The sequence below is a fragment of the Marinobacter flavimaris genome (genome assembly GCF_002933295.1).
GTDB lineage: Bacteria > Pseudomonadota > Gammaproteobacteria > Pseudomonadales > Oleiphilaceae > Marinobacter > Marinobacter flavimaris.
On record NZ_PSSW01000001.1, the window covers coordinates 174776 to 188799 of the forward strand.

At 57.2% G+C, this 14024-nt stretch carries 10 protein-coding genes; 8 read left to right on the forward strand and 2 right to left on the reverse strand.

The features are described from left to right. Positions 1-49: 49 nt before the first annotated feature. The 4 genes from MDHKLMBL_RS00845 (at position 50) to MDHKLMBL_RS00860 (ending at position 6831) form a co-directional block, all read left to right on the forward strand. Entirely contained in the window at positions 50-2521 is a 2472-nt protein-coding gene (locus MDHKLMBL_RS00845; protein WP_158254274.1) for a S8 family serine peptidase, read from the forward strand. After that, positions 2521-2994, forward strand: a complete 474-nt coding sequence (locus MDHKLMBL_RS00850; protein ID WP_104269896.1) for a protease complex subunit PrcB family protein — start codon at positions 2521-2523, stop codon at positions 2992-2994. The genes MDHKLMBL_RS00845 and MDHKLMBL_RS00850 overlap by 1 nt, the downstream gene beginning before the upstream one ends. A 67-nt stretch (positions 2995-3061) precedes the next feature. Beyond that, positions 3062-4957 (forward strand): DNA topoisomerase IV subunit B, encoded by a 1896-nt coding sequence (parE, locus tag MDHKLMBL_RS00855; RefSeq protein ID WP_008174087.1) that lies wholly within the window; start codon positions 3062-3064, stop codon positions 4955-4957. Between the two features lie 95 nt (positions 4958-5052). Then, positions 5053-6831 carry an SLC13 family permease gene (locus MDHKLMBL_RS00860; RefSeq protein ID WP_008174090.1) on the forward strand — a complete coding sequence of 593 codons (1779 nt, stop codon included), beginning with the start codon at positions 5053-5055 and terminating at the stop codon, positions 6829-6831. Here the strand turns inward: MDHKLMBL_RS00860 and MDHKLMBL_RS00865 are convergent. Continuing rightward, complete coding sequence (locus tag MDHKLMBL_RS00865) at positions 6826-8112, reverse strand: EAL domain-containing protein (RefSeq protein ID WP_104269897.1); 1287 nt, start codon at positions 8110-8112, stop codon at positions 6826-6828. The two genes, MDHKLMBL_RS00860 and MDHKLMBL_RS00865, sit on opposite strands and share 6 nt — an antisense overlap. Before the next feature lie 525 nt (positions 8113-8637). On the opposite strand from MDHKLMBL_RS00865, the gene MDHKLMBL_RS00870 reads away from it, so the two are divergent. Beyond that, complete coding sequence (locus MDHKLMBL_RS00870) at positions 8638-9183, forward strand: cytochrome b (RefSeq protein WP_104269898.1); 546 nt, start codon at positions 8638-8640, stop codon at positions 9181-9183. A gap of 66 nt (positions 9184-9249) precedes the next feature. Beyond that, a complete protein-coding gene (locus MDHKLMBL_RS00875) occupies positions 9250-9831 on the forward strand; it encodes a YceI family protein (RefSeq protein WP_104269899.1) in 582 nt (193 codons plus the stop codon). A gap of 116 nt (positions 9832-9947) precedes the next feature. On the opposite strand, the gene MDHKLMBL_RS00880 is transcribed toward MDHKLMBL_RS00875, so the two are convergent. Next, complete coding sequence (locus MDHKLMBL_RS00880) at positions 9948-10205, reverse strand: hypothetical protein (protein WP_053112721.1); 258 nt, start codon at positions 10203-10205, stop codon at positions 9948-9950. A 278-nt stretch (positions 10206-10483) separates the two neighbouring features. Between MDHKLMBL_RS00880 and parC the strand changes: the two genes are divergently transcribed. Beyond that, positions 10484-12793, forward strand: coding sequence for a DNA topoisomerase IV subunit A (gene parC, locus MDHKLMBL_RS00885; RefSeq protein ID WP_104269900.1), 2310 nt, complete (start codon positions 10484-10486; stop codon positions 12791-12793). Continuing rightward, on the forward strand, positions 12786-14018 hold the full coding sequence (gene serB, locus MDHKLMBL_RS00890; protein ID WP_014577810.1) for a phosphoserine phosphatase SerB: 1233 nt from the start codon (positions 12786-12788) through the stop codon (positions 14016-14018). The genes parC and serB overlap by 8 nt, the downstream gene beginning before the upstream one ends. Positions 14019-14024: the final 6 nt, after the last annotated feature.

Sequence of the window (14024 nt, forward strand, 5' to 3'; positions counted from 1 at the left end):
GCAGGAGCCCGGGCTGGGCGGAACTATTTCTATCGAAAGTGGAACGCGAGTGGATTCGGATACGGCTGATGACAGTCGGGTCAATGAAGCAGTGTCCAACGATTCTTTCAGTACCGCCCAGTTAGTGCCTTCAACAGGTATTTTGGGTGGCTATTTGAGCGCTACTTCAGGCATCTACCCCGATTCCGGCGAGTTTATCTTCGAGTATTTCGCTGACGAGCAGGATACATTCCGCGCGGATCTCGCAGCGGGCAGCACGATTACCGTTCAGGTTTTCAGGGATTCTGATTTTTTAGCCCCCTCGATTAGCCTGTCGGTCGACCAGAGCGGCGCTTCGGACTCCGATTTCGGTGCCGGCGACACAGCCTTGATGGTCACTGCACCCGTGGAAGGGCCCGCAGAGATAAGTCTCCGAACAGCCGGTGGGGGTCCATTCCGGTACGTGCTGTCTGTTTCGACAACCGGCGTCACTAATTTTTCGAGCTCTTATTACAGCCAGCCGGAGTTTGTCCCGGACGAGGCCATTGTGGTGGTGTCGCGGCAAGAGCAGGGGCGCCTGGATCCGCAGGGTCTCGCAGGAGCTTTGTCGGCCTCCTCTGCGAAATCACTGGGGCAGGGGGCCTGGTTAGTAAGGCGTGAGCCTGTTGGTGTCGTCGCTTCCCAATCGTCCAGCGCTTCCGGGGCCCTGCGGGACCAGACCCTTCGTTGGATTACCAGTCTGAAGTCGCAGCCGGGCGTGCAGGTGGCAGAGCCAAACTATATCTACCGGGCTCTGGCGGACCGGGATCTGTCATCTTTGCAATGGAATCTGCCTCTCATCAGTACGCCCCTTGCCTGGCAAGCGGCGCCGACCCTTGGTAACTCGGTTGGAGTGGCTGTGATGGACACCGGCCTGTTCACTTCCACTCCGCAAACCTATGGCGATTGGCACCTGGACCTGGACACCAATGTCATTCCGTTCAATTCCGGACGAATTCTCGATTATGTGTCTGCTGAAGTGGATATCGATCCACAGTTCAATGACCCCTTGGGCTATGACAACAACCCGGCTGATCCGGGTGACGGTAAACCTCAGAGCAGTAACTTCCATGGAACCCATGTTGCGGGCATTGTGGCTGCGCTTCAGGATTCTGCCGGCGTGGACGGCGTTGCGCCGGCGGCAACACTCTGGCCTGTCAGAGTGCTTGGGCGTGATGGGGCGGGCACGCTGGATGACCTTGTCGCAGCGGTAAATTGGGCTGCCGACAACCCCGATATCGATGTCATAAACCTGAGCCTCGGAGGCGTTGGTCCGAGCACAGTATTGGAAGCAGCCATAAACCGGGCTGATGAAAATGGAAAGCTGGTTGTCGCTGCGGCTGGCAATCAGGGTACAGATGAGTTGACCTATCCAGCGGCCTTTGAGCGAGTTATTGGCGTTGGCGCAGTCGATGCGGGGAAGGTGCGCGCCTCATACTCCAATTTTGGTGGTTCAGTGGATCTTGTTGCGCCGGGCGGGGATGCGACCAGAGACGCGAATCTGGATGGTAACGCCGACCTGGTCATCAGCACCTGGGGGGTTGATGATGGTGGTGACTTTATCCGCTCCTATGCAGGATTACAGGGTACCTCAATGGCTGCTCCGCACGTTGCAGGCGTTTATGCCTTGATGAAAGGGGCAAATCCTGAGGGAGTTACTCCTGGCCAGTTTCGGGCCTGGATGGTCAGTGGTGTGCTGACAGAGAACGTAGGCAACAGTACCGAATATGGTGCTGGTCTGATAAATGCGCTCAAGTCAGTTGACGCGGCTCTGGACGGATCCGTGAGCACGATAGTCCTTTCTTCGCCTTCTGCTATCGAGTTTGACCGGGCACGCTTCAATAGCGAGCTTGATTTTACCGTTTATCCCGAAGGCGAATCGGTCTTAGTTGATAACGTTGCCTTCGATTCAAATTTGATCTCTCTCGATCCGGCGCTTTCAGCTGGCAGCTCTCTGCCGAGCTCGGTGGCCGTCTCGGTATTGGAGGAAAATGTCGTTGACGGGCAGAGTTATGCGACGACGATTCAGATTGACTACAGTGCTGGTGGCGAAACCGGAACCCTGAAGGTTCCAGTTTCGATAGACCTCAGGGAATTGGCTGATGAGCGAGACGCAGGTCGCCATTATGTACTGCTGGTAAGCCCTGATGAAAGCCGCGAAACCATCGAACAGCGCGTGGTGACGGCCCGCGATGGAAGTTACAGCTTCTCCTTCGACGACATAGAACCCGGGGAGTATTTCCTGGTGGCCGGAACGGACATGGACAACAATGGCTTTATTTGTGAGAGCGGTGAGGCCTGTGCCGAGTACCCGGTAAATGGCTTGCCAGAGAAGATCGTCATCGGGGAAGAGCGGGTCACCGGCGTTACTCTGAGCACGAGCTTCCGGCGCCCGACCATTGCTTCCATGGGTTTGCCCCGCATCGGCTTCGAGGGCTATCGTTTAAAAAAACCTGGGAGCACAGCTGCTGAGCCGGTGAGAAACCTGGAGGTCAATCGTTGATGCCCATTCACTTTCGCGCTGTCTGTCTTCTGGCAGCAACGCTGATGCTATCCGGATGTGCAAGCAGTCGTTCAGAAACCGCAGAAGGTGGGCCGCTAGCTCGCCAGATCACGCAGTCGGCGCACTGTGGCCTTACGGCCCCCGGCCATATTCATCTGGCAAGCCGTCAGGACGTTCAGAAGCTGGAAGCGTTGCCCGGGCGAAACCTCTCTCTCGAGGCGCTCAAAACTATTGAGTTTGAAAGAGAACACATCGTTTTGGCTTCAATTGGCCAGAAGCCAACCGGCGGCTACAGTGTCACCCTTGACTCCTCTGAGATCCGTGGCGGAACCCTGGAGCTGAGGGTCAGAGTGGCTGAACCCGCCCCTGGCACCATCGTCACCCAGGCGCTCACCACCCCCTGCGCGGTCATCGCGGTGACCGCTGAAGGCTGGGATGATATCCAGATCACCCGCGCCGAAAACAACCGTTGATCTTTCCTCACGAATCCCTAAGCTATGGCTCAGCTTTTCATATCAATCGCGGAGTCAGTTCCTGCCCATGAGCCAGCAACAATATAACGCCGATGCTATTGAAGTACTGAGCGGCCTGGATCCGGTGCGCAAGCGGCCGGGGATGTATACAGACACCAGTCGGCCCAATCACCTGGCGCAGGAAGTTATCGACAACAGTGTGGATGAGGCGCTGGCAGGGCACGCCAAACGCATCGACGTGGTGTTGTACAGCGATGGCTCGCTGAGCGTTGAAGATGACGGCCGCGGCATGCCCGTGGATTTGCACAAAGAGGAAGGCCTGCCTGGCGTTGAACTGATCCTTACCCGCCTGCACGCCGGCGGCAAATTCTCTCAGGGCAACTACAACTTTTCCGGTGGTCTCCACGGTGTCGGTGTATCCGTAGTCAACGCACTGTCCACCCATCTGGAAGTAACCATCAAGCGCGATGGCCAATTGCACCGGATGACGTTCGCCAATGGCGACAAAGCGTCCGAGCTTGAAGTGATCGATACCGTGGGCAAGCGCAACACCGGTACCCGCCTGAAGTTCAAGCCCGACGTAACCTATTTCGACAGCCCCAATTTTTCCGTTAGCCGGCTCCGCCATAACCTGAGGGCAAAGGCGGTTCTGTGTCCGGGCCTGACGGTTACTTTCCTCCAGGAAAAAACCGGGGAAAAAGACGAATGGTTTTACGAAGACGGGTTGCGGGACTACCTGCGCACGGCCCTTGCCGATATCGAGGTTGTGCCGCTTGAGCCGTTTACCGGCAGCTTTTCCGGAAACAAGGAAGCGGTGGACTGGGCCATCCAGTGGCTGCCCGAGGGCGGCGAAGCGATCATGGAAAGCTACGTAAACCTGATTCCCACGGCCCAGGGCGGCACCCATGTGAACGGGCTGCGTACCGGCCTGCTTGAAGCGATGCGCGAGTTCTGCGAGTTCCGCAACCTGCTACCCCGGGGCGTTAAGCTCTCTCCGGAAGATATCTGGGAACGGGCAGCCTATGTCCTGTCCTTCAAGATGCAGGAGCCCCAGTTCTCAGGGCAGACCAAAGAGCGTCTGTCTTCCCGTGAGGCCGCGGCCTTCATCTCCGGCGTGGTCAAGGATGCCTTCAGCCTTTGGCTCAACCAGCACACCGATGTGGCAGAAGCACTAGCTGAGCTCTTCATCAGCAATGCCCAGCGTCGGCTGCGAGCCAGCAAAAAGGTGGCCCGCAAGAAAGTCACCTCGGGCCCCGCACTCCCGGGTAAGCTGGCGGACTGTTCCGGTGGGGATACCGCCCGGTCCGAGCTGTTCCTGGTAGAAGGTGATTCTGCAGGCGGTTCCGCCAAGCAGGCCCGGGACCGGGAGTTCCAGGCGGTGATGCCGCTTCGGGGGAAAATCCTCAATACCTGGGAGGTTGATTCGGGCGAGATCCTGGCGTCCCAGGAAGTTCACGATATTGCCGTTGCGATTGGTGTAGATCCCGGTTCTGACCAGCTGGATGGCCTTCGGTACAACAAGATCTGCATCCTTGCTGATGCGGACTCGGATGGCCTTCACATTGCCACGCTGCTGTGCGCGTTGTTCGTCAAACACTTCCGCCCTGTGGTTGCCGCCGGCCATGTGTTCGTTGCCATGCCGCCGCTGTATCGGGTAGATCTGGGCAAGGAAACCTTCTACGCCCTGGATGAACATGAAAAGCAGGGCATTATCGACCGTATTGCCGCGGAGAAGCGCAAGGGCAAGATTTCGGTGACCCGCTTCAAGGGTCTGGGTGAGATGAACCCGCTTCAGCTGCGTGAGACCACCATGGCCCCGGACACCCGTCGCCTGGTCATGCTGACCATCGAAGACGGGGATGATACCGATAGCCGGATGGACATGTTGCTGGGCAAGAAGCGCGCATCCGATCGAAGGGCGTGGCTCGAGACCTACGGCAACATGGCGGACATCGAAGTTTAATATTCTATAAGATGCTATAAAAAGCATCCTTTATTCTTTCTCTGTCTTCTGCAAAGTCGTTATCCTGCCAGTTTTCTGATCGGGAAGAACCGTTGATGGACTGGCAGGGCTGGTTTGCGCTGGGCCTCGCAGGCACCGCGTTGATACTGATGAGTGCAGGGCGATTTGCGCCCCATCTGGTGATGATGGGTGTGCTCGTGGTGCTCAGTGCCAGCGGGATTGTGTCCGCGGACCAGGCGCTCGCCGGGTTCAGCAACAGTGGTCTGATCACCGTGGTTGCCATGTTTGTGGTGGCTGCGGGCATTCATCATTCCGGCGGTGTCGATCTGCTGGTGCATCACCTGCTTCGCAATCCCAAGACCGTTCGTTCTGCCCAGGCACGGATTGCCCTCCCGGTGTCCCTTCTCAGTGGTTTTCTCAACAACACCCCGGTTGTCGCCACCATGATCCCGGCGGTGCATGCGTGGTCCCGCAAGATCGGTATCTCACCGTCCAAATTGATGATTCCCCTGAGCTACTCCGCCATTCTCGGGGGTACCCTGACACTGATCGGCACCAGCACGAATCTGGTCGTCAACGGCCAGTACCAGCAGCTAACCGGCGAAGAGGGCTTCTCCATTTTCTCGATCACGGCGGTCGGGCTGCCGGTGGCGGTGATCGGCGTGGCCGCTTTGCTGCTGGTTATGCCCCGTGTGCTTCCGGATCGTAAGGATCAGCAGAAATTTGGCTCCATGAGGGAGTTTACCCTGGAGGTCGCGGTGTCGTTTGACGGGCCGCTGGTCGGCAAGACTGTTGGTGAAGCCGGGCTCCGGGAGCTTGAGCGGTTGTATCTGGTTGAGATCGAACGCGATGGCAGCGTGGTTACGGCGGTGCCCTCGGAGGAGCGACTCAGGGGTGGCGATCGTCTGGTGTTTGCCGGTGATACCCAGGCCATTTCTGACCTCCTGCGGATAAACGGTATCGTCCCGTCAGTCCATGAAGACGAGCCGAGTCTGAGCAAGGATCGGGCGGAACGGCGTCTGGTTGAAGCGGCATTGTCGCCCCAGTCCGATGTGTTGGGGCTGACCATTCGCGACGCCCGGTTCCGGGACCGTTACGGTGCGGTTGTGCTGGCCGTTGCCAGGGGTGGGGAGCGTGTTTCCGGCAACCTGGGGAATATCCGCCTCAAACCTGGCGATGTGCTGCTTCTCGAGGCCCGCCCCGCGTTTGTCAGCCGACAGCGCTATAACAAGGACTTCCTGCTCATTAATGACCTGGAAACCGAGACACCCCGGCATGACCGGGCGTGGCTGTCCTGGGGAATCCTGTTGGTGCTGGTGGGTCTCGCTGCCTGTGGCACCTTGAGCATGCTTAACGCGGCCCTGCTGGGCGCCGCAGGAATGATTCTGACTGGCTGCTGCTCGGTGGGCCAGGCCCAGAAGTCCGTGGATGTGCCGGTGATCCTTACCATTGCGGCCTCCTTTGCCATGGGCGCGGCCCTGGAGCAGACCGGCGCGGCAGGCTTTGTGGCTGCAGGCATCCTTGAATTCAGTCAGGGCGACGTACTGTTAACGATCCTGCTGGTTTATCTCGTGGTGTCGGTCCTGACCGAGGTTATTACCAACAATGCGGCGGCGGTCCTGGTCATTCCCATCGTTCTGTCGATGACGAACAGTATGGGGGTGGCCGCCGAGCCGTTTGTGATTGCGGTGATGATGGCCGCGTCCGCCAGTTTTGCCACGCCGCTTGGGTACCAGACCAACATGATGGTATTCGGGCCTGGTGGTTACCGGTTCAGTGATTTCGTGCGGGTCGGTTTACCCATGAACGTGTTTGTTGGCGCCGTTACCGTTGTGGTTATTGCCGTGGTCTACGACATCACTCCGGGTCTATGAGCGCTGTTCGGTCGGGTTGGCGAGAATGTCGCAGCACAGCACCTGAAGCTTGCCGTCCTGATAGTACCCCAGTGACAGGGTCACGCACATATAGGCTCCGGTAACGCAAAGGTAGGGGGCGGTTACGTGCAGGCTTTCCGGTTGAGCCAGCGCCTGGCGAAGGTACTGCTGGCGAAACCAGTCGGCGCTGCTGGTGCTCTCCAGGGGTTTGAAACGCGGGTCCATACTGCGTGTGCCCGCGTCAGAAACCAGGGTGTCGTCCATCTGAACGCCCTTGTCGTCGACCAGGTAGCAGCGGGAAACGGCTGGGTGGTTCAACAATTCTAGACAGGATTGCTGCATGCTCATCCCGCTGCGAAGCTTCGTGATTGCGTGGTCGAAGAAGCCACTGAAAAAGTCCACCAGTTGCCGGGTCGGATCCAGGGTAACCTGGTTGCGGGTTTTGTATTCCTGCAACAGATGATCGAAATCGGCGGGTGAGTGGGTCAGTTGGTCGAGGTCTGTGCTCGGTCTGCGGAAATAGAAGCCCTGAACGAAATCCACGCCCGCATCGATCGCAATCATTGCCTGATCACGGGTTTCCACGCCTTCCAGAAGAACCAGGCAGCCGGACTGGTGCAGCAGTGACACGATGCCGTTCAGAATCTGGCGTGCCTTGTGATCGTCTGTCGCACGGGTAAGCAGTTTTCGATCCAGTTTCACGATGTCGGGTGACAGGTTCCAGATTCGTTCGAAATTGGAGTGGCCGGCACCGAAATCATCAATGGCCGTCAGACAGCCCAGTTTCTTGTAATAGGCAACCGTTTCCCGAAGCCTTTCGGCGTCGTCTGTGGGTTGCTCAACAATTTCCATGACAATCCGGTGTGGAGGTAGGCCGGTTTTGGCCAGAAGCTGTCCGAAGAACGAATCGGCCTGGCTGCCGCTGGTTACCACCTGGGGCGAAACGTTGAGGAACAGCCAGTTCAGCTGATCGCGGATGCCGCTGTAATTGCGTATGTGCAGATAGCGGCAAAGCCGGTCAAGGAGAAGGTTCTCCGCCTCGGAGGCCGGTAGCTGGAACAGGTGCAGCGGCAGTACCGCGGAGTTATCCGTATCAAAGGCCCGGATCAGGGCCTCATAGCCGACGATACGCTTGTGTGAAATGCTGTAGATCGGCTGGAGCGCTGTTCTCAACGTCAGTCCGCGAAAATCTGCGGTCCATGTGTCACCGTCCCTGTTCAGCATAGGAGACAACAGGTCCACTTCCGGAGCTGTCAGCTTTTCAGGGAGGCGTCTCGACATAGATGATTCTGGTTGATTTAACGAACGCATCAGTCGCCCCAGTTTGGCGCCTGAACTGTCTTTTATCAGTACAGGTTTCGCCAGAAAAATCGGGAAGTTACTGATAGTTGGAAGGAAGATTGCCAAAAAAACGCGTTTATTACCACTGTTTCATGTAGAAACTGGAAACGGTTTGTATCTTTGAGGGTCTGCAAGAGGAAAGAAGAGAGGGGAGCCCGGCGGTCCGGACGGACCGCCAGAGAATCAGTTATTACTGGGTACAACCACGCTTTCGTCGAATTCGAGTTCCATGTCCTGTCCTCTCGGTCAATGAGGCCCCAGACGGGGCATTCAAGTATGGGTCAAGTTTATCGTTGCTATAATTTTGAACAATCCGTAAAACCCCTATGCGACCAAAGGCAAACGCCCGGGCGAATGGTCAGAATTTCTGATGTAGCGCTGCAAAAGATTTTGATTTTTTTCACACAACCAAGTTTCTAGACTTGGCTTCAACGATGTAACCAGGGAACAGGGTGAATTTTCATCATGCAAATCAGGAATACCTCAGCCGACTACGGTCTTGTAACCATCGTGAATCACTGGGTCGTTGCTCTGGCTGTTTTCGGCCTGTTCGGGCTCGGCTTCTGGATGGTGGATTTGTCCTATTACGACGACTGGTATCGCCGCGGTCCGGATATTCATCGCAGCGTTGGCATACTGCTGTTTTTATTGATGCTTTTCCGGGTGGTCTGGAGAGCGGTGAATGTTTCGCCGGATCCGCTGGATGGGCACAAGAGCTGGGAGATTCGAAGCGCCCATGCAGCCCACCTTCTCCTATACGTGCTGATTTTCGTCGCCATGGTCAGCGGCTACCTGATATCGACCGCCGACGGGTCTTCGATCAGCGTGTTCGGCTGGTTTGAAGTGCCATCGGTCACTGGCCAGATAAAGGGAATGGAGGACATCGCCGGAACAGTTCACTATTGGTCCACCTGGGCCATTGTCGGTCTTGCTGCCATTCACGCGGCTGGCGCCTTCAAACATCATCTGCTTGATCGCGACCGCACGTTACGGCGTATGCTAGGGAAGTGACTGGCCGGCCGTTTTTTATCGTTTAACGCCCGGAAGTCGGGCACCAATGCAACAAGGGAGATAACCATGAAAAAAGTTCTGCTTGCCTCGGCCGTGTCGATGGCGCTTGTAGGTGCAGTCAATGCTAACGAACACAGCGGCACCTATGCGTTTGATAAAAAGGGAGCCCATCAGTTCATAACCTTCAAGATTTCTCATCTTGGCTACAGCTGGCTTTACGGCCGATTCAACGACTTCGACGGCGAATTCGTGTACGACGCCGAGAACCCGGAAAACAGCACCGTTAACGTCACCATTGATACCGCGAGCGTGGATTCCAATCACGCCGAGCGGGACAAGCATCTACGAAGTGAAGACTTCCTGTACGTCGACGAGTTTCCTGAGGCTTCCTTCAAGAGCAAGCGCGTTGTTCTGGATGAAGAAGGCGAGGCCGACATCATCGGCGACCTGACCCTCCGTGGTGTGACCAAAGAAGTGACCCTTGACGCGGAAATGCTGGGCCACGGGGAAGACCCGTGGGGTGGCTATCGCATGGGTTTTGAAGCTGAAACCGAGCTTCGCCTCAAGGACTTCGGCATCCCGATGGATCTCGGAAAGACCTCCGAGACCGTCGAGATCATCATTTCTGTCGAGGGTATCCGGCAGTAAAACTGGCTGACCCTGTCAGAGGGGGTTCCGGGCGCAGGCCCGGAACCTCACTTCAGGATTCCCCTCTACGATGCATCATGATTGTCCGTGAATACAAATGCCGCATTCTGGCTGGTTCAGAGCGTGGATTCGCTCTGTGGATGATCTGACGATGACCTGTCTGTTTCACAAGATTTGCACAGGTGCCTTTGGCGCCAGAATTGTCCCGCGAAGATGACCAGCCAGATCAGCAAACCCGCCCAAAGGTAGGGCTCGGGAATCTGGAAGCTGCCGCTGATTGCAAACTCCACGAGGAGCATCAGTGCCACCGCCAGAACCGCATTTACCATGGCTGTCACCATGGCTTGCCCGCAGGCTTTGATGTTGGGTTTCATAGTGTTCCGCTTGTCAGAGAAGTAAAACGGTCTTCTATTCACTTCGACGGAGCATACGGCTCACCTTACGGACTCTCCATGCGGGAATTCCGCTATTGGAATCAGACGTCTGTGCGACACCCCGGCAGTTTTGGCCAATAAATCCGCAGGTTGTTGGTGTATCGGCGCCTTGCTCCATATAATGTGCGCTCCTGCTAACCGGTGATTATTCCGGGGCCAGGGCGTAGCATCACCGACGGTATTCAAATCAGGCAATACAGGCAATCAAAGAGGCATCCATGCCAGAGTTTCAGACAACGGATGAAGGCTTCGAGCGGGTTTCGCTCCGGGATTACACGGAAAAGGCCTATCTCGATTATTCCATGTACGTCATTCTCGACCGGGCACTTCCGAATGTCGGCGATGGCCTGAAACCGGTTCAGCGGCGAATCGTCTATGCCATGTCCGAGTTGGGGCTCAAATCTACCTCGAAGTACAAGAAGTCTGCTCGTACCGTGGGTGATGTGCTGGGTAAATTCCATCCCCATGGCGACAGCGCCTGTTATGAGGCCATGGTGCTCATGGCTCAGCCTTTTTCCTACCGCTACCCTCTTGTAGACGGGCAGGGTAACTGGGGCTCTCCGGACGATCCCAAGTCCTTTGCTGCCATGCGCTATACCGAATCTCGCCTGGCGCCGTTTGCGGAAGTTCTACTGGGAGAGCTGGGGCAGGGAACGGTGGACTGGGTGCCCAACTTTGATGGCACCATGGATGAGCCGTCAGTGCTTCCGGCCCGGTTGCCCCATGTTCTGCTTAATGGCACCACCGGTATCGCCGTTGGTATGGCCACGGATATCCCGCCGCATAACGTTCGGGAAGTCACCGCAGCCTGCATACGCTTGCTGGATCAGCCGGAGTCGACGGTTGATGAACTCTGCGAGCACATCAAGGGCCCGGATTTTCCGACTGAGGCAGAAATCATCACCCCCCGGAAAGACATCCGGCAGATGTACGAAACCGGCCGCGGGTCGCTGCGGATGCGGGCCCGCTGGATCCGCGAGAGTGGTGAGATCGTGGTTACGGATCTGCCGCACCAGGTCTCTGGCAACCGGGTTCTGGAGCAGATTGCCCATCAGATGCAGACCAAGAAGCTACCGATGGTGGCGGACCTTCGTGACGAATCCGATCATGAAAACCCGACCCGCCTGGTGATCGTGCCCCGATCCAACCGGGTTGATCTGGATGGTTTGATGGCGCACCTGTTTGCCAGCACCGATCTGGAGAAAACCTATCGGGTCAACATCAATGTGATCGGCAACGATGGCAGACCGGGCGTGAAGGGATTGCACCAGATCCTTACCGAGTGGCTGACCTTCCGGCGCACCACTGTCATCCGCCGTCTCCAGCACCGCCTGGACAAGGTGCTTGCACGCCTGCACATTCTGGAAGGCCTGTTGATCGCCTATCTCAACATCGATGAGGTGATCGAGATCATTCGCACTGAAGACAAGCCCAAGGCCGAATTGATGGCCAGGTTCGGTCTGTCCCCGGACCAGGCGGAAGCCATCCTCGAACTCAAGTTGCGCCACCTGGCCAAGCTTGAGGAAATGAAAATCCGGGGCGAGCAGGATGAGCTTGCGGCTGAACGGGATGAGCTCCAATCCATTCTGGGTTCCGAGGATCGCCTGCGCGAACTGATCAAGAGCGAGATGCAAGCGGATGCCCAGACCTTTGGCGATGATCGCCGCTCACCGATAGTCGAGCGTGAGGATGCCAAGGCATTCAGTGAAGTGGACCTGATCTCGAACGACCCCGTTACGGTTGTGCTGTCTGAAAAAGGCTGGGTTCGCGCCGCCAAGGGGCATGACATTGAGCCGGAAGGTCTGAGTTATAAAGCCGGTGACCGTTTCTCCCTCGCGGCCCGGGGACGGAACAACCAACAGGCGATATTCCTGGATTCTACCGGGCGCGCCTATTCCTTGATGGCTCACAGTTTTCCATCTGCCAGAGGCCAGGGTGAGCCGCTGACGGGGCGCATCAACCCGCCCTCCGGTGCCAGCTTCTCAGGCCTGTTGATGGGAGATCCGTCCCGTAAGGCGTTGCTGGTTACCGACGGTGGCTACGGGTTTGTTACATCGCTGAACGACATGATCAGCAAGAACCGCAATGGCAAGGCAGTAGTCAGTGTTCCCAAGGGCGCGAGGATCATGCCTCCACTGACCATACCGACGACCGAGAAAACGCTGTATCTGGGGGCGGTGTCCAACGAGGGACGGATGCTGGTGTTCCCGCTTAGCGAATTGCCGGAACTGGCCAAGGGTAAAGGCAACAAGATCATCAGCATTCCCTCGGCCAGGGTTCAGAGCCGTGAAGAATATGTGGTGGCAGTAGCAGTATTTGCCGAGGATGACCAGCTGGAAATACGGGCCGGCAAGCGCAAGATGGGGTTGCAGTTCGCGGACCTCGAGCACTACCTCGGAGAGCGGGGGCGCCGCGGCCACAAGCTGCCAAGGGGTCTGCAACGGGTTGATGGCATTGACGTGATTCCTTCCGCCGCACGAGCGCAGGAAGAGGCGGGCTCTGACAGCGAGGGTACCGACAGTGAGTGAACTGGTACTGATTAATGTCTCCGGGCGTGACAAGCCCGGCCTGACGTCGGAAATCACCGGCATCATGGGGCGCTATGATGTGCGCATTCTGGATATCGGACAGGCGGTCATCCACGACCACCTGACGTGGGGCATTCTGATCGAGATTCCGGATGAATCCAAATCCTCGCCCGTCATTCGTGACTTGCTGTTCCGGCTACACGCTCTGGATCTGCAGGTCAGGTTTGCGCCGATCACCGTCGAGGAGTACCAATCCTGGGCCGCGGCCCGGAACCGGGCCTGCTACATCGTGACGCTGCTTGCCCGGGATATCAAAGCCGAGCAGATTGCCCGGGTTTCCGCCATCACGGCGCGTCATGGTCTGAACATCGATAACATCTCACGCCTGTCTGCCAGGCCCTCGCTGAATGCCGCAGACAATCGTATCGCCTGTGTCGAGTTCTCGGTAAGAGGCACACCATCAGATCTTGAGAAACTTCGGGCGGATTTCCTGCATATCGCTGGCGAAATGAATGTGGATATCGCCTTCCAGGAAGATTCCATCTTCCGCCGCAATCGCCGGCTGGTGGTCTTTGACATGGATTCCACGTTGATCGAAGCCGAAGTGATCGACGAGCTGGCTGCGGAGGCCGGAGTCGGGGAGCAGGTGGCAGAGATTACCGAAAGGGCCATGCAGGGCGAGCTGGATTTCAGCCAGAGTTTTGCCGAGCGCCTGGCACTTCTGAAAGGCCTGGATGAATCGGTCCTCGAGGGAATCGCCTCGCGGTTGCGGATGACTGAGGGTGCAGAGCATCTGATCCTCAGTCTCAAGGCGCTGGGATATCGCACTGCAATCCTGTCGGGCGGCTTCACCTACTTTGCGCGCCACCTTCAGCGCAAACTCGGTATCGATTACATCTACGCCAATGAACTCGAGATTGAGGGTGGCAAGGTCACAGGCAAGGTTTCCGGGCAGATTGTCGACGGCAAGCGAAAGGCGGAACTGCTTTTGGAAATCGCCGAGAAAGAGCATATTTCCCGGGAACAGGTTATTGCTGTCGGTGATGGCGCCAACGACCTTCCGATGCTGAGCCAGGCAGGCCTGGGTGTGGCTTTCCGCGCCAAGCCCCTGGTCAAGGAATCAGCGCGCCACGCGATTTCGACGCTGGGGCTGGATGCGATCCTGTATCTGATTGGTTTCCGTGAGAGCGAAACCAATCAGAGTCTGGAAAACGCCGACTTCTGAGCCGTT